Origin of the sequence: Microbispora sp. NPDC046973 (assembly GCF_040644495.1) — a bacterium.
In the GTDB taxonomy this organism is placed as follows: Bacteria; Actinomycetota; Actinomycetes; order Streptosporangiales; family Streptosporangiaceae; genus Microbispora.
The window spans coordinates 1-25,302 of the sequence record NZ_JBEYWQ010000028.1; the positions used below are offsets into that span (position 1 = coordinate 1).

At 69.3% G+C, this 25,302-nt stretch carries 20 protein-coding genes; 6 read left to right on the forward strand and 14 right to left on the reverse strand.

What is annotated here, in order from left to right:
• Together ABZ860_RS34430 and ABZ860_RS34435 are read right to left on the reverse strand one after the other, a co-directional pair.
• The coding region (locus ABZ860_RS34430; protein ID WP_357228457.1) for a condensation domain-containing protein at nt 1–2,246 on the reverse strand (2,246 nt) is incomplete at its 3' end.
• A gap of 132 nt (nt 2,247–2,378) precedes the next feature.
• Nucleotides 2,379–4,310, reverse strand: coding sequence for an ABC transporter ATP-binding protein (locus ABZ860_RS34435; protein WP_357228460.1), 1,932 nt, complete (start codon nt 4,308–4,310; stop codon nt 2,379–2,381).
• A gap of 472 nt (nt 4,311–4,782) precedes the next feature.
• Between ABZ860_RS34435 and ABZ860_RS34440 the strand changes: the two genes are divergently transcribed.
• Genes ABZ860_RS34440 through ABZ860_RS34450 form a run of 3 tightly spaced genes read left to right on the forward strand, consistent with a single transcriptional unit; the run spans nt 4,783 to nt 7,943 of the window.
• Complete coding sequence (locus tag ABZ860_RS34440) at nt 4,783–5,802, forward strand: 3-oxoacyl-[acyl-carrier-protein] synthase III C-terminal domain-containing protein (protein WP_357228462.1); 1,020 nt, start codon at nt 4,783–4,785, stop codon at nt 5,800–5,802.
• Between the two features lie 22 nt (nt 5,803–5,824).
• Nucleotides 5,825–7,705 carry an HAD-IIIC family phosphatase gene (locus ABZ860_RS34445; RefSeq protein ID WP_357228464.1) on the forward strand — a complete coding sequence of 627 codons (1,881 nt, stop codon included), beginning with the start codon at nt 5,825–5,827 and terminating at the stop codon, nt 7,703–7,705.
• Nucleotides 7,692–7,943: a phosphopantetheine-binding protein gene (locus ABZ860_RS34450; RefSeq protein ID WP_357228467.1), complete on the forward strand. Its 252-nt coding sequence runs from the start codon at nt 7,692–7,694 to the stop codon at nt 7,941–7,943. Before ABZ860_RS34445 ends, ABZ860_RS34450 begins: the two co-directional genes overlap by 14 nt.
• Before the next feature lie 84 nt (nt 7,944–8,027).
• Here ABZ860_RS34450 and ABZ860_RS34455 read toward each other — a convergent pair whose 3' ends face one another.
• The 10 genes from ABZ860_RS34455 to dpgA are packed head-to-tail and all read right to left on the reverse strand — an operon-like array spanning nt 8,028 to nt 18,407.
• Nucleotides 8,028–9,272 carry a cytochrome P450 gene (locus ABZ860_RS34455; RefSeq protein ID WP_357228469.1) on the reverse strand — a complete coding sequence of 415 codons (1,245 nt, stop codon included), beginning with the start codon at nt 9,270–9,272 and terminating at the stop codon, nt 8,028–8,030.
• 53 nt (nt 9,273–9,325) lie between these two features.
• The gene (locus ABZ860_RS34460; protein WP_357228471.1) at nt 9,326–10,633 is read right to left on the reverse strand and encodes a cation:proton antiporter; all 1,308 of its coding nucleotides are present in this window, start codon (nt 10,631–10,633) and stop codon (nt 9,326–9,328) included.
• A 9-nt stretch (nt 10,634–10,642) separates the two neighbouring features.
• Complete coding sequence (gene vioD, locus ABZ860_RS34465) at nt 10,643–11,767, reverse strand: capreomycidine synthase (RefSeq protein ID WP_357228473.1); 1,125 nt, start codon at nt 11,765–11,767, stop codon at nt 10,643–10,645.
• A 3-nt stretch (nt 11,768–11,770) separates the two neighbouring features.
• Nucleotides 11,771–12,577, reverse strand: a complete 807-nt coding sequence (locus tag ABZ860_RS34470) for an alpha/beta hydrolase (protein ID WP_357228475.1) — start codon at nt 12,575–12,577, stop codon at nt 11,771–11,773.
• A 12-nt stretch (nt 12,578–12,589) separates the two neighbouring features.
• Nucleotides 12,590–12,811, reverse strand: a complete 222-nt coding sequence (locus ABZ860_RS34475; protein WP_357228477.1) for an MbtH family NRPS accessory protein — start codon at nt 12,809–12,811, stop codon at nt 12,590–12,592.
• Nucleotides 12,812–12,854: 43 nt separating this feature from the next.
• On the reverse strand, nt 12,855–14,438 hold the full coding sequence (locus ABZ860_RS34480; RefSeq protein ID WP_357228480.1) for an MBL fold metallo-hydrolase: 1,584 nt from the start codon (nt 14,436–14,438) through the stop codon (nt 12,855–12,857).
• A 39-nt stretch (nt 14,439–14,477) separates the two neighbouring features.
• Nucleotides 14,478–15,284 carry an enoyl-CoA-hydratase DpgD gene (dpgD, locus tag ABZ860_RS34485; RefSeq protein ID WP_357228483.1) on the reverse strand — a complete coding sequence of 269 codons (807 nt, stop codon included), beginning with the start codon at nt 15,282–15,284 and terminating at the stop codon, nt 14,478–14,480.
• Nucleotides 15,281–16,606: a (3,5-dihydroxyphenyl)acetyl-CoA 1,2-dioxygenase DpgC gene (gene dpgC / locus ABZ860_RS34490; RefSeq protein ID WP_357228486.1), complete on the reverse strand. Its 1,326-nt coding sequence runs from the start codon at nt 16,604–16,606 to the stop codon at nt 15,281–15,283. Before dpgC ends, dpgD begins: the two co-directional genes overlap by 4 nt.
• Nucleotides 16,603–17,373, reverse strand: a complete 771-nt coding sequence (gene dpgB / locus ABZ860_RS34495; protein ID WP_357228488.1) for an enoyl-CoA-hydratase DpgB — start codon at nt 17,371–17,373, stop codon at nt 16,603–16,605. Before dpgB ends, dpgC begins: the two co-directional genes overlap by 4 nt.
• Nucleotides 17,367–18,407, reverse strand: a complete 1,041-nt coding sequence (gene dpgA / locus ABZ860_RS34500) for a 3,5-dihydroxyphenylacetyl-CoA synthase DpgA (RefSeq protein WP_357228490.1) — start codon at nt 18,405–18,407, stop codon at nt 17,367–17,369. Before dpgA ends, dpgB begins: the two co-directional genes overlap by 7 nt.
• Before the next feature lie 708 nt (nt 18,408–19,115).
• On the opposite strand from dpgA, the gene ABZ860_RS34505 reads away from it, so the two are divergent.
• Nucleotides 19,116–19,886: an AfsR/SARP family transcriptional regulator gene (locus ABZ860_RS34505; protein WP_357228493.1), complete on the forward strand. Its 771-nt coding sequence runs from the start codon at nt 19,116–19,118 to the stop codon at nt 19,884–19,886.
• Here ABZ860_RS34505 and ABZ860_RS34510 read toward each other — a convergent pair.
• Complete coding sequence (locus ABZ860_RS34510) at nt 19,861–21,204, reverse strand: PLP-dependent aminotransferase family protein (protein ID WP_357228496.1); 1,344 nt, start codon at nt 21,202–21,204, stop codon at nt 19,861–19,863. The two genes, ABZ860_RS34505 and ABZ860_RS34510, sit on opposite strands and share 26 nt — an antisense overlap.
• Before the next feature lie 358 nt (nt 21,205–21,562).
• On the opposite strand from ABZ860_RS34510, the gene ABZ860_RS34515 reads away from it, so the two are divergent.
• Nucleotides 21,563–23,152 carry a tryptophan halogenase family protein gene (locus ABZ860_RS34515; protein ID WP_357228499.1) on the forward strand — a complete coding sequence of 530 codons (1,590 nt, stop codon included), beginning with the start codon at nt 21,563–21,565 and terminating at the stop codon, nt 23,150–23,152.
• Nucleotides 23,153–23,868: 716 nt separating this feature from the next.
• On the opposite strand, the gene ABZ860_RS34520 is transcribed toward ABZ860_RS34515, so the two are convergent.
• Nucleotides 23,869–24,282 (reverse strand): RNA-binding S4 domain-containing protein, encoded by a 414-nt coding sequence (locus tag ABZ860_RS34520; protein ID WP_357228502.1) that lies wholly within the window; start codon nt 24,280–24,282, stop codon nt 23,869–23,871.
• A gap of 201 nt (nt 24,283–24,483) precedes the next feature.
• Here ABZ860_RS34520 and ABZ860_RS34525 point away from each other — a divergent pair, with 201 nt between their 5' ends.
• Nucleotides 24,484–25,224: a VOC family protein gene (locus ABZ860_RS34525; protein ID WP_357228504.1), complete on the forward strand. Its 741-nt coding sequence runs from the start codon at nt 24,484–24,486 to the stop codon at nt 25,222–25,224.
• Nucleotides 25,225–25,302: the final 78 nt, after the last annotated feature.

Below are 25,302 nucleotides of genomic sequence, written 5' to 3' on the forward strand. Positions count from 1 at the left end.
AGGCGCAGGGTGGGCAGGGGGGTGGGCCAGGGGTGGTGGGCGAAGTGGTGGAGCAGGGAGGGGACGAAGTGGGTGACGCTGATGTGGTGGTGGTGGATCAGGTCGGCGAGGTAGGCGGGGTCGCCGTGGCGGTGGGGGGCGGCCAGGATCATGGTGGCGCCGGTGGTCAGTGGCCAGGTGAGTTCCCACATGGACACATCGAAGGTGGTGGGGGTTTTGTGCAGGACGCGGTCGGCGGGGGTGAGGTGGTAGGTGTTTTGCATCCAGGTGATGCGGTTGAGTAGTCCGTGGTGGGGGATCAGGACGCCTTTGGGGCGGCCGGTGGAGCCGCTGGTGTAGATGAGGTAGGCGCCCTGCCCGCCGGTGGCGGGTATGTCCGGTGGGTCGGTGGGCAGAGCGTCCAGCTTTTGCACTGTGACGGGATCATCCAGCGTGATCACCGGTACACCCGTGTCCCGCCAGTCCCCGCCACCGTCGGCGCTGCCGCCATGGTTTGTGTTTCGCTCGCCGTCGCCTGATGTCGGGCCGGTGGTGGTGTGGGTGAGGAGGAGTGTGGCGTGGCTGTCGGTGAGGGTGTAGGTGAGGCGGTCGGTGGGGTGGTCGGGGTCGAGGGGGAGGTAGACGGCGCCGGCTTTCCAGATGGCCAGCAGGGCGATGAGCAGGTCGGGGTGGCGGTGCAGGCAGACCCCGACCACCTGTTCGCGGTCCACACCCCGGTCGCGCAGGTGGTGGGCGAGCTGGTTGGCCCGCGCCTCCAACTCCCCGTAGGTGAGCCGGTCGTCGTCGAGGATGACGGCGACCGCGTCCGGGTGCCGCACAGCCTGGGCGGCGATCAGCTCGTGCACCCCCGCCACGGCCGGCACGGGAGCGTCGGTGCTGTTCCACTCCCGCACGATCTGCTGCTCCACGGACGGAAACAGCGGTAGCTCGCCCACACGCCGGCCACCGTCCGCGACGATGGCGACGATCAGTTCCTCCAGGTGCGCCAGCAGGCGCTCGATCGTCGCGTCCGTGAACCGGCTCAGGTCGTACGTCATGCCGATCTCGAGCTCGTCCCCCGGAAACGCGGCGACGGTGAGCGGGTAGTTGTTGTGCTCGCGCGCGAAGTTCTCCGTGGCGCGCAGCCCGCCGCCCCCGCCCGTGATGCCGGGGAAGTTCTCGAAGACGAAGATGCTGGTGAACAGCGACTGGCCGGACGGCAGCTCCGCCCAGCTCTGGATACTCGTCAGCGGGGTGTGCTCGAACCGGCGGGACGCCACCTGGTCCTTCTGCAGTGTGCGCAGCCACGCGGCCACGGACGCGGTGCGGTCGACTCGCACACGCGCCGGAATCGAGTTCAGCAGCAGGCCGACCATGGACTCGACGCCCGTGAGATGGTCGCCGCGTCCCGAGGTGACGCTGCCGTAGACGACGTCGTCCGTGCCGGCGTACACCGACATCAGCAGGGCCCAGGCGCCCTGCACCACCGTGTTCACGGTCAGCCGGTGCCTGCGGGCGAAGGCCGACAGTGACGACGTGGTCCCGTGGGAGAGGCGACGACGGCGGATGTCGTGGCCCCGTAGACCGGTCTCACCCTCGATCTGAAGGGTGGTGGCGGTCTCGACACCGCGGAGCCGATCCCGCCAGTACGCTTCGGCCGGTCCCAGATCCTGCCCCATCGCCCAGGCGACATGGTCCCGGAAGGGACGCCGGGCCGGGAGCGCGGGAGCGACCCCCGCGACGACGGCGTCGTACGCCTCCAGGAACTCGTTGAGCACGATCGGCGTGCTCCAGCCGTCCAGCGCCAGGTGGTGACGGCTCCACACGAGCTGGTGCCGCCGACTGCCCAGGCGGACGAGCGTGATCCGTGCCATCGACGGCCGGTCGGCGCCCATCCCCCGTTCCCTGTCGGCGGCCAGCAGTTCCGCCAGCGCCTCGTCCTGCGCCGCCTCGTCTCGGTCCGACCAGTCCAGCAGCGTCAGAGGGAGCGGCACCGAGCGGTACACCACCCACATCGGCGTGGGCACGTCCTCCCAGACGACGATGCCGCGCAGTGCGGCGTGCCGGGCGAAGACGAGCGTCCAGGCCTGCTCGAACGCGTCGCGATCGAGGTCGCCCTCCAGCAGCAGACCGGTCTGCAGCCAGTAGATCCCGGAATCGGGGGCCAGCAGGGTGTGCAGCAACATGCCCTGCTGCATCGCGGTCAGCGGGTAGATGTCCTCGATGGCGCGTTCCTGGGCGCCGACCTCCGGCCGTGACGTCTTCATGGTCGACCTCCGATGCGGAACGATGTGTCGCTGGGCCGGAAGCGCGGGGCGCACGCCCGCCGCGAGGCGTTCTGGACACGGGGGACACAAAAATCGCGCAGGGACACCCTGACGGTGTCCCTGCGTGGAATGTCAGAGAGCACTGGCATCCGGTGACTCTGGCGTTGCGGCCAGCTGGGGGGTGTGGGCGACGAGGACGCCGTTCTGGCCGTTGTCCTCGAGGAACCCGCTCGCCTGGATCGTGAACAGTTCGGCGTAGAGCCCGTTGGCCGCCATCAGCGAGTCGTGGTCTCCGTGCTCGACGATCCGCCCGTCGCGGAGCACGATGATGCGGTCGGCCGTGCGCACGGTGGAGAAGCGGTGCGAGATGAGCAGGACGGTCCTGCTCGCGTACAGATCGCGGACACTGTCGAACAGGGCACGCTCGGCCCTGGCGTCGAGTGAGGCGCTCGGCTCGTCCAGGATGACCAGCGGTGCGTCCCGGTAGAAGGCGCGCGAGAGCGCCACCCGCTGCCACTGCCCGAGCGACAGGTCCTGTCCCTCGCCGAACTGGGGAGACAGGATCGTGTCGTACCCGGCGGGCAGCGCGGCCAGGAAGTCGTCAGCTCCGGCGGCGCGTGCCGCATCGCGGACGTCGTCGAGGCCGGTCTGCCTGTTCACCGATCCGAGGCGGATGTTCTCCTCGGCCGGCAGGGCGTACCGGATGAAGTCCTGGAAGAGCACGGCGACAGACTCGCGCCACGACGTCGCGTCGATGCCGCTGAGCGGGACGCCGTCGACGTGGATGGCACCGCCGGTTGGGGTGTAGAGACCGGCGAGGAGTTTCGCCAGGGTCGTCTTGCCCGAACCGTTCTCCCCGACCAGGGCGACGACCTCGCCCGCGTTGATCGACAACGAGATCCCCTTCAGCGCCCGGCGAGGGGAGCCGCGGTAGGCGAACTCGACGTCGTCGAGCTCGATGCGGCGGAACGGGCCGGAGAACGGATCCCCGGCGGCATCCTTCACGAGCTGCGGCTTCAGCCCGAGGAAGTCCTTCAGGTCGCGGATGAGCGGGCCGGATTCGAAGAACTCGTTGGTGCCCATCACGGTGTCCTGCAGCCGTTGGCTGAGCAGAAGGAGCATGCCCGCGACGGTCGCGGTCTCGGCGAGGGTGAGGACGCCCGACAGGTTGAGCGCGATCAGGATGCCGGCGGTCGCCGCCACCACGGCGTTGCTGCCGATGGAGGCGATGAGCTGTGAACGGAACCGCTTGCGCAGCATGCCCAGCATGAGGGTCAGCCGCTGGTTCATCGTGGTGTGCCAGCGGTGGGAGAGGTAGCCCGCGATGTTGAAGGCGCGGATCTCCTTGGCAGGCTCCCGGGCGGTCAGCAGGTCGAACAGGTAGTTGCGGTTGCGATCGGTGGGGGTGACCCGCCGGACGAAGTCGAAGTGCTGCTCGCCGCCGCGTACGCCGCCGATCCAGATGGGCACCACGACCGCCGCGGCCACCAGGGCGATCCACACGTTCACCGACAGCAGTGCGACCCAGATCCCGATCAGCGTGAACAGCGACTGGCCGATCCGCATGAGGTTCTGCACCATCTGCGCGGGCCGGACGACGGCGCTGGCGTTGGCCCGCTGGAGACGGTCGTGGAAACCGGAGTCGTCGAAGTCGGCCAGCTCGGCCAGGCACGCCACGTCCAGGATCTGCCCGCAGACGTACATGCTGGTCTTCTCGCTGAGGATGATGCGGCGGTTGTTGATGAACGCCTGGCTGATGACGATGGCGATGTTGGCGATCAGGAAGAGCGTGATGGCTCCGACCAGTCCGCCGGTGTCGCCTCCGGAGTTCGCGGTGATCAGCCCGGACAACACCTGCTGCATCTGTACGAGCGCCGCGAAGATGCCGATGCTCTGCACCAGATCGGCCGCCATGACGACGTAGAAGTCCCGCGGGGAGGCCGCTCGGACGATGCCGACGGCGCCTCCGATGAGCCGGGCTGTGTCCCGGAACCTGGGCCGCTTCGGCTTCTCATGGGGCGGGGGAGGGCCGTCAGGCGGCAGTCCGTCCAGCGGGCCCGTCATTTGACCCTGGCCAGAGGATTGGTCGTGATTCCCGTCGTGCAATGCATTGAATTCTCCGCATCGTTCAATAGTCGTCACGTGCCGCCGCCGGGGGCTTTCGGAAAGCGTAGACCGCACGCCCGCATTAAGGCAAACATCAAAAGTCATGGGAAATTGAGGATTATTATTGGTGTGCCGCTGGCGGGCTGCTGGAGGATATATGGATGGCCGCTGTTCCGATGGAATCGCGCACCTGTAACGGACGGCGGGGCGCTTCCCTCGCGGCGATTCCCTCCCTAGGGTGAGAAGGCATGGGGAATCGCGGCGCAGGTGAGCGTGGGAGAAGTGAGTGCGGCCAGGGCTTGGGCCGGTGCCCGGGCCCGGCGCGCGGGCACCGGAATCGCATCGGCCGGTGATTTCCTGAATATCGCCCCTGTATTTGTGCTCCCGGCCAGGAAAAAAAGACCGCGCAACCTTTATTGCAGGAGTGAGCATGTCGTTCGGCATCCTGGCCTTCGGTCACGCGCTCGGAACGTCGATGGACGTCGCCGGAATTCTCCCGCCGGAATCCGATGACGCGGCCCGGAGGGATCTCGACGCAAAGGGATACCGGCGTATTTTCCGCGCCGACGACGGGGTGGGGATCTCGGATCTCGCGGTGGAGGCGGCCGCCGCCGCCCTGGCGAAGGCCGAGGTGCGGCCGGCGCAGGTGGACCTCCTGGTGATGGCGATCTCCGACCTCGCCGAGTACCTGTACTGGGACGTGGCCGCCGCGGTCCAGGCCCGTCTCGGCGCCCACCGCGCGGAGGCGCTGCTCATGAACCAGGCGTGCAGCGCCGGAGTGCTCGCCTTCGACACCGTGGCGGGCAAGCTCGCCACTCATCCCGGCTACCGCACCGCGGTGGTCGTCACCGCCAACAGGGTGTGCGAGTCGTACTGGGACCGGGCGGAGACGGGGACGTCCTTGAGTTCGGACGGCGCGGCGGCGGTCGTGTTGCGGCGGGACCACCCGGAGTGCCGGTGGCTGCTCACCGAGGTCATCAGCGACGGCCGGTACGCCGACTTCATGCGGATGGATGTCGGGGGGACCGCCCGGCCGTTCGCCCCCGGCGGGCCGCGGCCGGCCGTCGGCGCCCTGGTCGACCGGATGGACGCGTTCTTCAAGGGAGACGGCCAGGCCGCCTACCGGTTGTCGACGACGATGAAGGCGCGCAACCGGGTCGTGCTGGAGCGCGCCTGCGAGCGGGCGGGCGTGCCGGTCGACTCGATCGCGAGGGTTCTGTATCTCAACGACAACATCAGCGCCTTCACCGCCCTGACGGAGGAACTCGCCGTCCCGCTCGACCGAACCAACGCGGAGTTCGCGATGGACCACGGCCACTTCGGCACGGCCGACCAGCTTCTGTGCCTCGAACGGCATCTGGAGAACGGCGAGCTCAAGCCGGGGGACATCGTGGCACTGCTGAGCATGGGTAGCGGGATGCACTGGGCCTGCACCCTGCTGACCGTCTGACGACCCCCGAGGAGAGCCTGACGTGAACGACCTGCTCGCACGGGTGCGCCGGCTTCGGGAGCCGGGAGCGGAGCCCGACCTCGGCCTGCTGGCGGAGCTGGCCCGCACGCCCGACGTCGCCGTCGCCAGGGAGGCGGGCCGACTGCTGGCGACCACGCCCGTCCATCTCGTGACGACGCCGGGCCGCGTGCTCCGGCCACTGCGGGTCGCGGTCGCCGCCTCCTTCGTGTGCGACGCCGTTGCGCCGCTGCTGCGGATCGCGCTGCTGCGGGCGGGTGTCGACGCCGAACTGCACGTGACGCCCTCCGAGGAGCTGCTGATCGAGCTGAGCGGCCAGGACTCGGCCCTGGCCCGCTTCGCGCCCGACGTCACGCTGTGCCTGCTGGACGAGAGCGTGTTCTGGCCGGCCGACTGGGATCCCGCGGACCTGCCCTCGCTGCGGGGACGACTCATGGAGCGCCTGGACCTGCTGCGCGGCGCCGTCGAGGACTTCTCCGCCCGCTCGGGAAAGCCGGTGCTCGTGCACACGGTCCCCCTGCCGGCGGCCCGGCTGAGGTCCGTCATCGCCTACCGGTCGCGGGCCGCCCTGGGCAAGATCTGGCGGGAACTCAACAGCCGGCTGCTCGACCTCGCGGAGGAGACGGCGTCGGTCCACATCATGGACATGGAGATGCTCCTCGCGGACCACCCCGGCCGGTTGCGGGACACGCGGCTGCACCACTTCGCCCGGATGGCGTGGTCCCCGTCGGTGGAGCGCCTGTACGCCCAGGAGGCCGCCGGGTTCTGCCGGGCGGTGGCAGGCGGGGCGGCCAAATGCCTGGTGCTCGACCTCGACAACACCTTGTGGGGCGGGGTGCTCGGCGACGACGGGCCGGAGAACATCGAGGTCGGCACGCTCTACCCCGGCAACTCCTACCTGGAGGCTCAGCGTACGGCGCTGGTGCTGCGGCGGCAGGGCGTACTGCTCGCGATCAGCAGCAAGAACGACGCCGCGCTGGTGGGGAAGGTCTTCGCCGAGCACCCCGGGCTGGTGCTGCGAGAGGACGACTTCGCCGTCTCGGCGGTGAACTGGGACCCCAAGGACGGGAACGTCGCCGCCATCGCCGCCGAGCTCAACATCGGCCTCGACAGCCTGGTGTTCGCCGACGACAGCCGGTTCGAGTGCGAGCTGGTGAGCCGCACGCACCCCCAGGTGACGGTGGTCCACCTGGGTGGGGACCCCTCGGAGCACGCCGCCGACCTGCTCGCCGAGGGGGCTTTCGACGTGCTCGCGACGACGACGACCGACCGGCGGCGCACCGAGCTGTACCAGGCGCGGGTCAGGCGACGGCGCTGGGAGGCGGAAAGCCGCGGTACCGCGGAGGACTATCTCCGCGGACTCGGGGTGCGCGTCGCGGTCCGGCAGGCCGACGCCTACACGATCGCGCGCATCCAGCAGCTCGGACTGCGCACCAACCAGTTCACACTGCTGGGGCGCGCGCATCCGGATGCGCGGACGCGGGAAATGGCCGAGTCCGGCCACCACCGCGTCCTGGGCTTCGAGGTGACCGACAGGTTCGGGTCCGAAGGACTGGTCGGCGCGCTCTGGGTGACCCCGGCCGACGACTACTGGCTGATCGAGAACTACGTGATGAGCTGCCGGGTCTTCTCCCGCGGTATCGAGTTCGCCGTCCTGCAGGTGCTCGCAGACGAGGCCCGCACGGCGGGCGCCGTACGGCTGGAGGCCGACTACCGGCCCACCGAGAGGAACGGTCCGGCACGGCGGTTCCTCAGCGAGGCCGGGTTCACCGCCGGCCGGGAGTCGGAGGAAGTGACACGGTACGTCCTTCCCCTCGACCCGCCGCCCGCGCTCCATCCCGACTGGATCATCGTGGAGAAGGAGGACCGCCATGCCGGCGCATGAGCTTCCCGGGGACCTGGTCCGCATCGTCGCCGACGTCACCGACCTGCGGCCCGACGTCATATCCCTCGCGTCGCGCTTCAACGAGCTGGGCGGCTGGAGCAGCCTGGCGGCGCTGCGGCTGCTCGCCGCCGTGGAGGAGCACTTTCAGATCCGGTTGGACCTGCGCCGGTACCTCCGCCTCGACACCGTCGGCGCCCTGTCCGACATGATCGCGGACCTCACCGCCGGTGCCCGCTGACCGGGCCCCGGCCGGTCGGCGCCGCGGGAGCTCCGGGCTCGGCTGACCGGGGTCCCGCCGAGTGGCGCCAGAAGAGCTCCGGGCTCAGCGGAGCCGGACCGGCAGGCCGGCCAGCCCGCGCAGGATGCTGTCGCCGCTGCCCCGCCACCGCAGCTCCTCCGGCGCGCAGGCGAGCTCGATCCGCGGGAACCGGCGCAACAGCGAGGTGAAGGCGATCCGGCCTTCGAGCCGCGCCAGTTGCACGCCGAGGCAGAAGTGCACGCCGTGCCCGAACGCGACGTGCCCGGCCTCGCCTCCATCGGCGAAGCGGGTGACGTCGAACCGGTCGGGGTCGGGGAAGCGCGTCCCGTCGCGGTCGGCCGAGTTGAGCGACACGTACACGACCGACCCGGCGGGGACGGTGACGCCGCCGATCTCGACATCCTCCGTAGCCACTCGGATGGTGCTGCGCTCGACCGGTCCGTCGTAGCGCAGCATCTCCTCGATCGCGGGCCCCAGCAGCGATGGCTCCGATCTCAGCAGCTTCATCTGGTCCGGGTTGGTCAGCAGGGCGAGCATGCCGTTGCCGATCAGGTTGACCGTGGTCTCGTGGCCGGCGATGGTCAGCAGCAGGGTCATGCCGACCAGTTCGAGCTCCGACAGCCCGTCGCCCGCCTCCGCTGACGCGATGAGACTGGCCAGGAGCCCCGGCTGCTCCTCGGCCGGCAGGTCGGGGTCCAGGTTCGACCGCAGCTCGGCCAGTCGGCTCACCGCGTACGCGCGGAACTCGGCGGCGGCCCTCTTCCTGGCCTCCACGTCGGCCTCGGTGAAGGTGGGCCGTTCGAGGTGGTCGGTCCAGGCGTGCAGCCGGTCCCGGTCGGCCTCGGGGAGGCCGAGCAGTTCGCAGATGACGGTGACCGGCAGTGGGACCGCGAAGGAGGCGATGAGATCCGCCTCCTCGTGGCCCTCCATCGCGTCCAGCAGGCCGTCGGTGATCTGCTGGACGCGTGGCCCGAGCGCCTCGATCCGCCGCCGGGTGAACGCCCTGCTGACCAGGCGCCGCTGACGAGTGTGGTCCGGCGGGTCGCTGCTGAGCATGTTCTTGCCGGACGGACCCTCGTCCTCCGACGCGCTGCCGACGCGCCGCAGCCACTCCGGGAGATGCCTGGGCTCCTTCGACAATCGGGGGTCGCTGAGCGCGCCGCGGGCGTCCTCGTAACGGGTGACCAACCAGAAGTCGGCGCCGAGAGGGCCGGTCATCCGGTGGACGGGCGCGGCGGCGCGCAGCCGAGCGTAGGCCGGGTACGGGTCCTTCTGGAACTCCGCGGCCCATAGATCGACCTTGGTCACTGATGCTCCTGACGGGCGGGAAACAGGAAGGGGAAAGGAGGAGGCCCGGCGCGTCAGCCCACGACCATGGACGCTTCTCTCTCCGTTTCGGGCGTGGTGACGGCGATGTGCCGGACGGCGTACCGCAGGATGGGCGGTGTCATCAGCGACGTGACGAGAGCCACCAGGATCACGATCGTGTACATGGCGCTGCTCAGCACGCCGAGCCGGAGCCCCGCCATGGCGATGACGACCTCGATGACCCCGCGGGCGTTGAGGCCGGCGCCCAGGGCGACCGCGTGCCAGTGACTCAGCCGGGCGAGCCGCACCGCGATGTACGCACCCGCGAACTTCCCGGCGATCGCCACCGTGAGCACCGCGAGTGCGGTGAGCAGGACGGGCGGCTGGGCGAGCGCGGTGAGGTCCATCCGCAGCCCGGCGGTGGCGAAGAAGACGGGGGCCAGAACGGCGACGACGAACGTGCGCACTGGCGCGATCTGCTCCCGGTCGACCGCGCCGGAGGAGCCGATGAGGACGCCCCCCAGGAGCGTGCCGACGATCGCCTCCATGCCGAGGGCCTGCGTCCCTGCTCCGAACACCAGCAGCACGATCACCACGACGGCCGGTACGACCCCCGGCTCCGGGGACCGTCCGGCGAGCCGCAGCGTCGAGTTCACCGCGTACCGCAGGACGGTCATGGTGAGCAGGAGCACCAGCAGCAGGTACGCCACCGAGCGGACGAGGGTCGAGGCGTGCACACCCGTGGCCGCCATGGCGGAGACCACCGACAGCAGCAGCCAGCCCACGAAGTCGTCCACGGCCGCCGCACCGATGATGAGCTGACCGACGTCGCGGTGCAGCATGCGCAGTTCCAGCAGTGTCTTGGCGATCACGGGGATCGCGCTCACGCACAGTGCGACCCCCAGGAACCAGGCGAACACCGTGCGGTCCGCGCCGGCCGCCGGCATCGTGGCGGGCAGCGCGTACCCGACCGCGACGCCAAGGGCGAGCGGCACCAGCAGGCCCCCTGCGCTGACCAGGGCGGCGGTGCCGCCCCTGCTCCTGATCAGGGAGGTGTCCATGCTCATCCCCGTGATGCCGACCAGCAGCAGCACCCCGATCTGGCCCACCGCGTCGGTCAGGTGCGTCTGCTCGGAGGCGGCGGGGAGGAGCCACCCGCTCAGGCCCGGGGCCGCCGCGCCCAGCACGGAGGGCCCGAGCAGCACGCCGGCGAACAGCTCACCCGTCACCGGCAGCATGCCGATGCGGGACGCGAGCCGCCCGAGCAGCAGCGCCGCGCCCAGGAGCAGGGAGATCTGCAGTAGGAAGACCAGAAGCGGGTGGGCGGGGATAGGCGCCACCGGCCCGGCGGTAAGGATCACCGGCGCCACTCAACCCCTCCGGCCGGGCCAGGCCAGCAGCGCCGAGGTCAGCCTGTCGAGTCCCTCCTCGAGCTGGTCGGCCGCGCCGCCGAAACCCAGCCGGATGTGGGCGGGCTCGTCGAAGCAGCCTCCCGGGACGACGAGCACCCCGTGCCGCTGGAACAGCGCCTCGCAGAAGTCCCAGGTGTCCGGCAGGCCGACCAGTTCGGGAAAGGCCGCCACGCCGCCCGCCGGCAGGGTGAGGGACACGAGGTCGCGGTTGCTTTCCGCCCACTTCCGGACGATCTCCCGGTTGGTCGTCGCCTGCGCGAGCCTGGGCCCGAGGAAGGCCCCGGAATTCCGCAGGACCCCCAGCGCCAGCAGCTCCACCAGCGGCGACACGTGCAGCGTCGTGTAGTCCTTGATGCGCATGCAGTCCTCGAGGACTTCCGGGGGCGCCAGGCACCAGCCGAAGCGCAGCCCCGGCAGCCCGAACGCCTTGGAGAACGTGCCGAAGCTGATGCCGCGTTCGTAGCAGGCCGACACGTCGGGGAGCGGTTCGTCCTCGTAGGTGAGGGCCGCGAAGGCGGAGTCCCACAGCACGTAGGCCCCGACGCGCTCCGCCGTGGCGAGCACGGCGCGCATCTCCTCCGCGCTCAGCGTCGCGCCCGTGGGGTTCTGCGGGAAGTTCACGATGATGGCGCGGGTGCGGCCGGTGACCAGCTCGGCAAGCTCGTCGAGCGAGGCCTGCCAGCCCCGTTCCGCGTCGAGCCGCCAGGCCTTCGTCTCGCAGCCGAGCGCGACGGCGTATTCGACGAGCAGGTGATAGCCGGGGGCGACGACGACGACCTCGTCACCCGGGCGCAGCAGCGCCATCATCACCAGGGAGATGGCCTCACCCGAGCCGCAGGTCGTCATGACCGTGGCGGGGTCCACGCCGCCGTGGAGCTCCGCCAGGGCCGACCTGACCGCCGGGGCCCCCAGCGAGTAGCCGTCGTCGAAGACCAGGGCGTCGATCTCGTCCTGCCCCGTCCCCGTCATCGCGCGCAGCTCTCCCATGCTGTACGACTGCACGCCGCTGGAGCTGATGTCGATCTCGGCGGTGAAGTAGTAGTCCCGCAGCCAGTCCTCGAGAGGTGCCGAACGAAGTCTCATGTGTCAGTCCGTCCGCTTCAGGAATTCGAGGATCGCCCCGTTGACCTCGTCCGGGCGTTCCAGGTGGCCGAAGTGCCCCGCCCTCTCGATCTCCACGTAGTCACAGTCGGGGATCGCGGCGGCCACCTCCCTCCCAAGGTGAGGCGGGGCGATCAGATCGTCGGAGAACGCGATGACACGGCAGGGGACGCCGACCCGGCGCAACGCTTCCCGCTGGTCGGCGGGGTCGTCGGCCCACAGCTGGCGGTTCGGGCCGTCCCTGTCACTCTGGGCGTGCCGGAACAGGTCCAGCCAGGGGCCTGCCGCGTCGTCGTCGTTCAGGGTCGCGGGGGACAGCATCTGCAGGGCAGTCATGGCCGCCTCGTAGTCCCTCGGCGGCGTCACGCCACTCGCGGCGAGCGCCTGATGGGCTCGCGTGAACAGGTCCCTGGTGGCGTCGGACCGGGACTTCGTCGCGATTAGGACGGCGCAGTGGACCAGTTCGGGGTGGTCCACTGCGAGCCGCTGGGCGACCATGGCACCCATCGAGTAGCCCACGACGCGGCACGGCGCGGCACCGAGGGCTTCGATCACGCCCTTGGCGTCGGCGACCATGTCCGGCAGCGTGTACCGGCCCGGGGGTGTGTCCGAGGGCGGGATGCCCCGGTGATCGTAGGTGATCGCCTGGTATCCCGCTCGGGTCAGGGCGGGGGTCTGATGCAGCGTCCAGACCCGGCCGCCCGCCCCGGAACCCATGATCAGCAGCACCCGCTCGCCCCGCCCCCAGCGGTCGTAGACAAGGCGAATGCCGTTGGTGAAGACGTAAGGCATGAGCGACGTTCGTCATTCCCCGTCGAGCGCGATGCGCAGGCTCTTCGGCCGCATGTCCGTCCAGTTCTCCTCGATGTAGGTGTCGCACTCCTCCTTGGAGGCGAGCACCCCGGTCTCGTTCCAGCCGCCAGGGACCGTGAGGTCGGCGGGCCAGATGGAGTACTGCTCCTCGTGGTTGATCAGCACCTTGAAGCGGGCCTCGGGGTTCTCGAAGTCGAAGGTGGTAGTGCGCATGTCGTTTCCTCCATCTCGTGGTTGGGGTGGTCGCGGGAGGCGGCTACCAGCGCCATTCCTGCCGCTCGAACAGGTGCCCGGCCGTGACGCCGCGGTCGGCGCACCAGGTCAGGAACTCCTCGACCTGCTTGAGCTGCACCGATTCCGGGTTGTAGCTGGTCGCCATGACGTGGCCGAGCCAGCTCTCCTCGCCCATGGCGTAGATGTAGGCCTCGCTCGCGCCGAGCTCGGTCACGATGGCGCCGGCCTGCGCCGCGTTCGAGCCCGACAGCTTGCGGGAGTCGCTCATCTTCTTGGTCACCGGCTTGGTGAGCAGCGCCTGGTATAGCCAGGTCAGGGGGGCGCCGTCGCACTCCATGCCGAGAAAGGCGATGTCCGCGGCGCCGAGGTGGTTGCGGATGTACCGGTAGAGGACCGGGTCGATGCCGGACGAGTCCGCGCCCACGAAGATCGACTTGCCCGCCATCTCGACCCAGTACGTCGATTTGCTCCGGATGTCGAGATCCGCGTGCTCGCCCAGGAACGGTGTGGCGACGACCTTTCCTCCGGGGAAGGGCACCTCGTCGAAGTCGTCCACCTCGACCACGGGCAGGCCCAGGTGGCGGAGGTAGAGGCCCAGCGACGGGTCGCACAGGTTGCCGCGGGAGGATCTCGGCACCACCACCGTCCCGACGCGGCCGCGCAACTGCAGCAGCGTCTCCAGCACGATGTGGTCCTGATGGCCGTGCGTGATCAGCACCAGGTCGAGGTAGTCCGGCAGGTCGACCAGGGTGTAGCGGTCGCCCGCCTCGGTGTCCGCGCTGATGAAGGGGTCGGTGACGATCGCGGCCTCGGGAGTCTGCAGGACCAGGCAGGCGTGCCCGAAGTAGCGGATGCGGCCGCCGGCCTCGATGTGCCGGTCAGGCGCGAGGGCGCAGCGGTCCGTCAGCAGGGTGGCGAGCTGAGCGGCCTGCGGATCTGTCAGCTCCAGCGCCTCGCGCAGCCTGCCGAGGGAGACCGGCCGCAGCCGCGCCCCGAACAGCTCCTCCAGGCCGGGGTGCCGGAACGGGATGCGCAGGTCGAGCACGTCGGGGGAGGGGAGCCGCGGCGTGCTGAGGATGAACGGCCGTTCCACGCCCGGCTCGATCGACAACTGCACCGACTGGCGGCTCTCTATCCAGGCCGCACTCTCGTAGACCAGCGGCTCCAGGAAGTGCAGCGAAGGTTGGTTCTCGGTGTCGTACGCGATCTCCACCAGGCCCGCGAGCTCGGGCGGCAGCTTGGGGTAGAGCGGGGTGAGGTCGAACCCGGTGGCGCCCTGCCGTACGAGGTCCTGGGCCTTGGCGATCGCCTCGGCGAACCGCAGCATGTCTCCGCTGTCCTTCTTGATGGTGGTGAGCAGGTCGCGCACCTCGCCGGCACGTGACTCCTCGATGCCCACGAAGTAGCCGCCGCGCAGGTCGGGATTGCGGCTGGCGGCCACGTGCACCGGCGGCGACTGCAGATAGGCCTCCAGAAGAGGCACCTGGAGGAAGGCCAGGTTCATCGCCGCCTGGACCGGCGCCACCGTGAGCAGCCAGGCGTAGAAGCCGTCGACCAGCGGCTCGATGATGACGTTGGGCCGGAGATAGAGAGCGTCCTCGCTCATTCGGGCTCCTTCGCTGCGCTGTGGGGAGTGAGGCCGGCGTCAGGCGCCGAGCCAGACGGGCTCGCGTTTCTCACTGAAGGCCCGGGGACCCTCGACGGCGTCACGGCTGTGCATCCGCCGGCTCTCCCAGGTGTAGGAGGCGGTGAACGCCTGCTCGAGCGGCATGTCGAGCGACCGGTACACCGCCTCCTTGATCGCCCGCACCGACAGGGGGGCGCTGCGGACCAGGTCGCCGGTCCAGCCGGCGACGCACTCGTCCAGCCTCTCCGCCGGTACGACCTCGTTGACGAGGCCGAGCCGCAGGGCGACTTCGGCGGGCATCCGGCGGCCAGTGAGGAGGTGTCCCATGGCGACCTTGAGAGGGATCTGCCGGGCGAGCCGGAACGCCCCGCCCGCCCCGGGCACCAGCCCCAGCCGCACCTCGGGCAGGCCGAACACCGCACGGTCGCTGGCCACGATGATGTCGCAGGCCAGCGCGAGTTCGAAACCGCCGCCCAGCGCATAGCCGTCGACCCGGGCGATAACTGGCTTGGACAGGTCGAACCGCTCGGTGAGCCGGGGCCAGCCCGGCTGGCCCCGGCTGCCGAATGTCGTCGTCGGCGCTCCCCGCTCGTCGAGCGCGGCGCGCTCGCGCAGATCCTGTCCCACCGAGAAGGCCCGGTCGCCGGCACCCGTCAGCACGGCCACCCGCACATCGTCGTCGGCCTCGACTTCGTCCCAGATGCCGGCCAGCTCCTCATGCGTGCGCAGGTCCATGGCGTTGAGCACCTCAGGCCGGTCGAGCGTCACATGGGCGACGTGCTCCTTCTTCTCGTACCGGACCCGCCGGCCGGCCGCCGTGCTCACGACGCCCGGGCCTTCGCCGCGTGGAACCGCCCGACCTTGCCGATCACGTCGTCGCTGTACAGCCGCAGCGCCTGGTGGAGCGCGAACTCCCCCATGTAGTGGCGGAACTCCGCAGGCGGCTCCTCCCCCAGGTTGATCATCCGCCGGTTGGGCACCACCGCGGGGCCCTTGAGCCGCTCGGCGCCGCGTTCGATCGCGGCGTCGAGGTCCGGCGGCTCCGCGACCTCGTCGATCAGCAGGCCCGCGGCGGGCTCGGTCGCCCAGATCCGGCGGCCGCCGAGGATCATCTGGCGGGCCAGCCGCGGTCCCACCGACCGGGAGAACCGCAGGTTGGCCGCGCCCGGGATGATGCCCTCTTGCGCCGCGGGCAGGCTGACGTACGCGTCGGACGCCGCGATCACGTGGTCGAACACGAGCAGCAACTGCGCGCCCCCGCCGATGGCGAAGCCGTCGACGGCCGCGACCCAGGGCTTGGCCACAGTGGGTGAGAACCAGGACGTCTCGTGCTCGACGAGCAGTCCCCGGACGAGCTTGTGGATGTAGCCGAGCTCCCTGCGCAGCAGGAAGCCGACAAGCGAGATCCCGCCCGCGTGCAGAGCCTTGAGATTGATGCCCGCGCTGAACACCCGCCTGCCGCGATAGCGGGGATGGGTCATCACACCGCCGCGCAGCACCCCGACCCGTACGGCCGGGTCGAGCAGCGCCAGGTCGACGGCCGTCTCCATGTCGTCCACCTGACGGTCGTCCTCGGCGTTCAGGCAGTCGTCGCGGCACATCGTCAGGTGCGCGGTTCCGTCCCGCCGCTCCAGCCGCACCGAGCCGAGGTCGGCAGCTCCGGTCCGGAGGAACTCCGCCAGCAGCCCGAGGGCCCGCGGCGTGGGGCGCAGCATCGCGTCGACCAGGTGCGGGCCGGCCACCGCCGAGCCCAGCACCGCCCGCAGGAAGATGCCCTGGTCGATCTCGTGGCCCTCCTTGGCCGCCTGCGGCCTGGCACGCTCGGCGGCGAGCTGCCCGGCCGTGGGGACCAGCCCGGGGAAGGCGGCGGCCGCCGCCTCGACCAGCTCGGCCAGGCGCAGGGCGTGCGCCCGTCCGCCCGTGAGCTCGTCGTAAACGGAGTCGACGTGGACGGCCAGGAAATCGGTGCGGGCCCGCCGCGCGATGTTCTTCGCCTCCGCCGCCGTGGCCCGCTCCTGGGGCGAGCGCGCCACGGGCTCGGGCAGCGTAGCCAGGACCTCCTCGGCCCCGCGCGCGGCACCGGCCAGCGCCTCCCGGTCCTCCTCCAGGCCCCGGCGCACCGCCGAGGCGGCGAGCCGGGGCGTCACGGCGCCACCGGAGCGATCGGCGCGACCGGGGCGACCGGCGCGACCGGGGCGACCGGCGCGTCCGGGGCGACCGGGGCGACCGGCGCCACGTGGGCGGCCAGGCGCCGCAGTGTCCGGTCACAGGCCGCGAGGTGCGTGCCCAGGGCGTCCTCGAAGCTGGTCGTGGTCGCGTCGAGCATCAACCGGCGGCGGATGGCGAGCTCGCTCCCGGACACCGCGCCGGCCATCGCCGTCACCCGGGCCAATGCCTCGTCCGGGTCCTCGGCCACTTCGTCCACCAGATGCAGCGACAGCGCCTCCGCCGCCGGGATCGGCATGCCGAACAGTACGGCGCGGCGGACCGCGGCCGCCCCCGCCTGTTGCGCCAATCGGTAGGCGGCCATCCCAGGCCAGGTCGCGTCCGCCTGCAGCGGCATCATCAGCCGCGCGTCCGCGAGGGCGATCCGGTAGTCGGTGGCGAGCAACACGTCAAGTGCGGTACCGCCGCAGTCGCCCGAGGCGACCGCGACCGTGGTGATCGGGAGCCGCTCCAGCCGCCGCAGGACGCGCTCCCACTTGTTCGTCACCGCGACCGTCAGGCCCTCGGTCCATGAGCCCTCAGGCGCGCCCGTCAGATGGGCCACGACGATGCCGGGACTTTCGTGGTCCTCGGCCCTGTCGCACAGGGCGGTCAGCTCGCGTACCGCCTCGGCCGAGACCGGCCGGGAGCCGTCGATCCGGACGATGTGCGAATCGGCGGCCTCCGCCGCGCCGCCCGGCGTCACCATTGGATCAGCCCCGTCTCGATCGTCGAGCCCGGCCCCATGGTCATCAGGACCCCGTAGTCGCCTGGGTCGGTCACGTGCTCCTCCAGCAGCCTCTCGTAGGAGAAAAGAAAGGACGCGCTCGACACGTTTCCGTAGTCGCGCAGCACGCCCGTGGTGTGCCGTACGTCGTGGCGGGTCAGGCTGAGGTTGACGGTCACGGCGTCGATCACCTTCTTGCCGCCCGAGTGCACGAGCCAGTGCCGGATGTCGCTGCGGCGCAGCCCCGCCGGACGCAGGAGCCGGTCGACGACCTCCTCCGCGTTCGCGCCCACGACATAGGGGATCTCCGGATCGAGGAAGAAGCTGAACTTGCCCGCGTCGCCGTCCCAGTCGTAGCGCATCGCGTCGATGGCCTCGGTGATGAGCGAGCTCGCGAAGCCGAGGATCCGGGGGCCTCGGGGCGGGAGCCCCTGGGCCGAATCCTGCCCGGTGACCAGGGCGACCGCTGCGGCGCCGTCGCCGAACAGGCTGTTGACGACCGCCGTCCGCATGGTCGAGTCGAAGACGTACGCGGCGGAGCAGGCCTCGGTGCACAGCACGACCGTCAGCTCGCCGGGGTGCGCGGCGGACCAGCCCGCGGCGACGTTGAGTGCGTTGAGACCGGCGTTGCAACCCATCCCGACGATGTCGGAGCGGCTGCAGCTCGGGTCGATGCCAAGCTCGCGGATCAACAGCGCGCTCAGCCCAGGCGCCAGGAAGCCGGTCGAGGTCACGCAGCACAAGTGCCTGATGTCCGACAGTTCGGCCCCCGCGTCCTTCAGGCAGGTCAACAGGGCGCGGCCGCCCATGTCCAGGGCCAGGTCCTTGTGCTTGTCGAGTAGTTCGCCCTGGGACTCCTGCCGTCGCCTGCCGTCGGCCCCCAGCGGTGGGAGGGTGAGATGACGCCGGTCGATGGCGCTGTTGAGGAAGAGCGACCGGATGCGGGCGTCGTCGATGTCGAAGGTGTCCAGCACCTCCTGCTGGGAGTAGGAGTCGGGGGAAACGGCTGTCCCCACTCCGGCGATCCGAATGTTAAGGGCGGACCGGAGCGGCTGCTGCGCCAGGGCCGGCGCCGTCGGCATGTCAGCGGCGAGGGTCATCGGTAGGTCCACCCCCACATGCGTCTCCTGCTTCGTGGCTTCGAGGTGCCATGCAATGCGCTCACCTTCCGTCGGCTGTTCCGGGGCGTCGGCTGTTCGCGGCAGCGTGAACGCACCCTGACTTGGGGACCCGCGGCCGCGCCGACGCACTATGGCGTCATCGGCCGCTGAATTGCTGGTGCGGGAAATACAGCTTGCTTTCACCGGAGAGGCCGCAGTGCGCGCGAATCGACATCGCCTATGTTCTGCGACGTTCCCTGCCGGCGTGGATCATGGCGGAGCAAACCGTCCCCCGAATCGTATGCCAGCCTTTCATTGCTGCCTAGTCGTATTCTGATTATATCCGCAGGTGATCACCGAGTTACGTTCCGTAACTCGGGACTGCGATGTGGGCGCCTCTCCTATCGGATGGGGTCTGCTCGGTTGACAGCAGGGTGCGAGAATTGCCAACCGATAGTTGACTTGGGATAATTCCTAGTCCTACAGTGCAATTTGTGCTCCCTGTGGGCGCACCGGGGGGGTGTGCCACCGCAGGGCCTGCGCGTCTGAAAGACCTGCGCGACGTCGCAAGACGGGGAAAGTCCGACACGCTGTTGCCTACTCGGTAGTGAGCTGGGGGCGATCATGAACTTTGCCATCCTCGGAGCGCTTGAGGTCCGGTATCCGGCAGGAAGGATCCAGATCACGGCGCCGAAGCAGAAGAGTGTGCTGGCCACGCTGCTGCTCGACGCCGACAAGGAGGTTCCGGTCGACCGTCTGGTGGACTGCGTGTGGGACGGCCGTCCTCCCGCCGCCGCCCAGACCACGCTGCAGTCGTACGTGTACCGCCTGCGTCAGTTGCTCGGCCCGATGCCCGAGGTCAGCCTGCAAACGAGCACATCCAGCTACGCGATCGAAATCGGCGCCTGCGAGTTCGACCTGCGTTATTTCCAGAGCCGGGTTGCCGAGGCGCACGAGTCGATTCGTGAGGGCGAGAAAGAGCAGGCGGCTGCGGCTTTCCGGAAAGCGTTGGCGGCATGGCGTGGAAATGCGCTCGTCGGAGTTCCTGGAGAAATTCTTCGGCAGGAGGCGCGGTTACTCGAAAATCAGCGCATCGCGGCATATGAAGAACTGGTGAATTTAGAGCTGGAGCTCGGTAATCACCGGCGGGTGATACCGGAGCTGCATAAGATCGTGTCGGAATATCCATTTCACGAAGTGTTCACCGCACAACTCGTCCTCGCCCTCTACCGGTCGGGCCGCCAGGCGGAGGCGCTGCAGAGTCACAGCCTGATGAGGCGCAGGCTGCGGGACAAGCTGGGGATCGAGCCGGGCATCGAACTGCAGCAGTTGCAGAAGGCGATCCTCGAGCGGGTGCCCGCAATGGAGATCACACTGATCTCCTGGACCCACTGAGCCCGTCCCCTCCGGTCGTCGCCTCGGCCTCGATGAACTCCGCCAAGCGTGAGACGCCGGTCTCGATGTCGGCGCGCGTGAGGTAGCTCGTGGACAGGCGGATGGCATGGTCGCCTCCCCCTTCCGGATAGAAGTAGCTCATCGGGGTCCAGATGACGCCGAAGTCCCGTGCCGACCTGCCCAGCGCCTCGTTGTCCGCACGGAAGGGCACGCGCAGGGTGAGGAAGAAGCCGCCCCGTGGCTCGTTCCAGCGGACCCCGAGCCGGGCGCGCCGGTCGGCGGGAAGTTCCCGGGCCAGCCGGTCCAGGGTGGTGCGCATGGTGTCCGCGTAGTACGCCGCCGGCCCGGCATTCAGGTCGGTGATCCGGCCGGAGTGCTGCAGCAGCGCACCGGCGATGGCAGCCTGGCCGAGTGACGAGGTGTTCACCGTCACCATGCTCTTGATCTTCACCAGCTCGTCCGCGAGCAGCCCGTCACGGCCCTCCGCGGCGCCGACGACCTGGTCCGCGACGGCGAAGCCCACTCTGGCGCCGGGGAAGACGGTCTTCGAGAACGACCCCAGGTGCACCACCCGGCGGTTTCGGTCGAGGGACTTCAACGTCGGCAGCCGGGTCCCCGCGCTCACCAGCCGGTAGGGGCTGTCCTCGACGATCAGCAGGTCGTGCCGTTCGGCGAGGTCCAGTAGTTCCCGCCGAGCCTGCAGCGACATGGTCACCCCGGACGGATTGGAGTGGTCCGGCGTCACGTAGATCGCCCTCGGCCTACGTCCGGCGGCCACCTGTTCCTTGACCACGGTCTCGATGTCCTCGCGCGCCAGGCCGTCCTCGCGCTCGGGCACCGCCGCCACTTCGACGCCCAGCACGCGGGCCGCCCCCGTGATGCCGACATAGCACGGGCTGGTGAGCAGGAGGACGTCATCGCGGTCCGCCATCAGCGCCCGCAGCACAAGGAACATCGCCTCCTGGCAGCCGGCGGTGACCACGACCGACTCGACCGGGACGTCGATGCCCTCGTCCTCGCGCAGTGAGGCGGCGATCAGCTCGCGGATCAGGCCGGCGGTCGGCCCGTACTGGAACAGCACGTCCCGGATCCGCGCCGGGGAGTCGCCGCCTGCGGCGAGATGGTCGAGGTAGCGCCGGATGTAGGTGAAGATCTGCTCGACGTCGAAGAACCCGTCGTAGGGGCGGCCGGGCGCGAAGGAGATGGCCTCGGGGTAACGGTGTGTGATCTCGTTGAGGAAGTTCATCGTGTCCATGACGGGCAGGGACACGCTCGCGTGGAGGTCCTCACGTCTGAGGTCCCTCGTCCGTGTGTTCATTTCTCCTCGCGGTTGATATACGTCGTGCGGCGGCCGGCTTTTCCTGCGAATCGCTGTCGAATTCCCCTGGTTGGCGCGTCGTAGCATCGTCACACAGCGTGTGGAACGACCGCAAGGGTAGTCAGTGGGCCTCCATTGAGACGCCATCGAGGCTGCGGGAAAATGTCATACGACCGCCAGCGTTTGTTTTCAGAGGGCTATCGCGACCCATCTGACCTGCGGATACGTCTAATATTCGATGTATCTCTTGCGGTGCGACATGCCTATATCTACAGTTGCGAATAACCTGGCCTGCTTGTAATCAATCGTTTCCCCGCTAAATCGTCGTCCGCATTCTCCCAGTGAAAGGGACTGCACGATGGACCATCGGATCAAGAATGTCGTAATCCTTGGCGGCGGTACGGCGGGATGGATGACCGCCGCCTACCTCGGCAAGGCGCTGGGCGACGGCGTGGCCGTCACCGTCCTCGAGGCGCCGTCGATCCCGAGGATCGGAGTCGGTGAGGCGACCGTTCCGAACCTGCAGCGCGTCCTGTTCGACTTCCTCGGACTGCCCGAGGAGGAGTGGATGCGCGAGTGCAATGCGAGCTTCAAGATGGGCATCCGCTTCGTCAACTGGCGGACGCCCGGCGAGGGAGAGGCGCAGGAGCGGCCGTTCAAGGGGGGGAGCGACCACTTCTACCACCTGTTCGGCCTGCTTCCCGACCACGAACGGCTGCCGCTCTCGCACCACTGGACCGCCAAGACGTTGGCCGGCCAGACGGACGAGCCCTTCGCGTACGCCTGCTACCGGGAGCCTCCCGTCCTGGACGCCAAACTGGCGCCGTGCACGATGGACGGGCAGCGCTGGACGAACTACGCCTGGCACTTCGACGCGAACCTCGTGGCCGCGTTCCTGCGCCGCTTCGCGGTCGAGAAGCAGGGCGTACGACACGTCGAGGACGAGATGACCGAGGTCCTCATGGACCAGCGTGGCTTCATCACCGCGCTGCGGACGAAGGAGGGCCGCCTGCTCGAGGGCGACCTGTTCATCGACTGCTCCGGCTTCCGCGGGCTTTTGATCAACCAGGCGATGCGAGAGCCGTTCCTCGACATGAGCGACTTCCTGCTCAACGATCGGGCCGTGGCCACGGCGGTGCCGCACGACGACGCCACCCACGGCGTGCAGCCGTACACCTCGTCGATCGCGATGAAGTCGGGATGGACCTGGAAGATCCCGATGCTCGGCCGGTTCGGCACCGGCTACGTGTACTCCAGCAGGTTCTCAACCCAGGACGAGGCCACGGAGGACTTCTGCCGCCTCTGGAACCTGGACCCGAGCGAGACCCGGCTCAACCACGTCCGCTTCCGGGTCGGCCGCAACCGCCGCGCGTGGGTGCGCAACTGTGTCAGCATCGGCCTGTCGTCCTGCTTCCTGGAGCCGCTCGAGTCGACCGGCATCTACTTCATCACCGCGGCGATCTACCAGCTCGCCAAGCACTTCCCCGACAAGCGCTTCGATCCGATCCTCGCCGACCGGTTCAACCGGGAGATCGAGACGATGTTCGACGACTCCCGTGACTTCATCCAGGCGCACTTCTACTTCTCTCCACGCACCGACACCCCGTTCTGGAGGGCGAACAAGGAGCTCCAGCTCGCGCCCGACATCCAGGAGAAGATCGCCATGTACCGGGCGGGTCTCCCCGTGAACTTGCCGGTGACCGACGAGAACACCTACTACAGCAACTTCGAGGCTGAGTTCCGCAATTTCTGGAACAACAGCAACTACTACTCCATCTTCGCCGGCCTCGGCTTCAACCCCGACCACCCCATGCCTGCGCTCACCTACCGCCCCGATCACGCCGAGAGCGCGGAGGCCGTGTTCGCCGGGATCAAGGAACGCCAGCAGGAGCTCATCGACACCCTGCCCAGCACGTACGACTATCTGCGGCAGCTTCACGGGAAGTGACCCATGCGGGGTCGGCGGGCTGCCCTGCACGCCCGCCGACCGCGCATGGAGAGCTGCCGGGAGCGCGGGCGGACCGCCTCCATCCCGCACGCCATCGACGGGACAAGAGACCGTCGACGAGGCCATGTTCGCGTTCAGACCGACGGTCGAATGACGGTCAAACGATCAAGGGCCTGACCGCTGTATCCAGCGATCAGGCCCTTGACCTGCTACTCCACAGTCGGGGTGGCGGTGCTCTGGTTCAGGACATAGGAAACGGGTGTCTCAAGACATAGGAAACCCCGGTGGAGCATGTCTCCGGAGATACCTAGTTATGCAGACCAGCGGCCAGTCTCGGCGGACTGGCCTCTGGCGCCTCGGTGTGAGGACCAGGACACCCCCTTGATGACGAGTCGGAGACCTGTACGTAACCCGCCCAGGTCGCCGGTCTCGCTACGGAAGCTGACGCGGGCTTCGACGGTGAGCCTTCGTCCGGACATAACCGCTGGTGGAGCCAGCGCAGATCTGATTGGTGCCACGCAGGGGGCACCGGCAGTAGGGAAACATCTCCCGGCGCCGATCCGCCGTCAGGCGGGTCGGCGATTTGCTTTGTGCCGCCTGTATCGCGAGCAGGTTGTCCTCCTTGACTGCCTCGGCATCGGGCTCGACCGTCCACGCGCGGCTACATCTCTGCAGCATCGCCGCGCCCTGCGCACAGTCCGATGCGGCATGCCCGTTCACTCCGGGCGTGTCCGGCGGTCCCGCCCCTCCACCACCGGGCGCCCGAGCAGTTTGTCGATGCTGCGGCGCTCGCGTTTGGTGGGACGTCCCGCGCCACGAGCCCGAACGGCCACCGTCACGGCCTCCTCGCGCGGAGGAGGCGGAGGGCTCTTGTCGACGTAACACTCGGCGGCCACGGGGGCGCCGACGCGCTTGGTGATGACGCGGGAGACGACCACGATGCGTTCGCGTCCCTCGTGCCGCAGACGGACCTCGTCACCGACCCGGACGACGTGCGCGGGCTTGACCCGCACCCCGTTGACCCGGACGTGGCCGCCTCGGCAGGCGTCGGACGCGATCGAACGGGTCCTGGTCAGCCGTACCGACCAGATCCAGATGTCCACCCGCGCACTCACCTGCTCACCCGACACTCCGACACTGTACTGAGAGCCGCGCACGGCCGACAGCCAAGCCCGCTGGGACAAGGGCAGCGGGCGTGGCTCGCACTCGCCGGCGGGCACGGCATCCCCTCAGCGAGCAGCTCGGACGGTGACGAGTGCGACGTCACCTTCCAGGGCCTCCTGATCAAGGACTGACCCTCAGGTTGAGCTGCTGACCATAGGGTGGGCGGCATGGCGCTGCGACTTGGTCTGCTGAATTTCAAGGCTCGGGATAGCTCGGCGCTCGGCCGGTTCTGGGCGGAGGCGCTTGGCTGGGGTGTTTTCAGCGAAGGACCCGAGGTGACCGGTGTCGGGCCCGTGGGCTTCGTCTGGCCGGACCCGGTCGGCCTCTGCGTCTGTTTCGTCACCGTCCCGGACCCCGAAACGGTGAAGTACCGCGCGCACCTCGATCTCGCCACCACCTCTGCGGCTCACCAGGCGGAGTTGGTCGCGCGCCTGAAGGAGCTCGGTGCGACGCCCGCCGACGTGGGTCAGGGCGAGGTCCCCTGGACGGTTCTGGCGGACCCGGAGGGGAACGTGTTCTGCGTGCTGGAGCCCCGGGAGATCTACCGGGACACCGGGCCGATCGCCGCGGTGGTGGTGGACTGCGCGGACCCGCGGGCCATGGCCCGGTTCTGGGGCGAGGCGACGGATTGGACCCTGCACGAGGTGACCGACGATCACGCGCGGCTGCGCTCGGCCAAGGGCGTCGGGCCATACCTCGAGTTCGTCCGCACAACGCCCGGCATGCCGACCGTATGGAACCGCGTCCATCTCGACCTGCTGCCCTACCCCGGTGACGATCAGGCGGCGGAGGTGGCCCGGCTGCAGACCCTCGGCGCGACGCTCGCCGACGTCGGCCAGGGCGACGTCTCGTGGATCGTCCTGGCCGACCCGGAGGGCAACGAGTTCTGCGTCCTCGCTCCCGCCTGACGCGGCTGCCACGGTCAGGCTTCGTCCGCCTTCGGATGGCATCCCGGCCGTCAGGCGGGGTGGGCCGCGGGCGGTGCG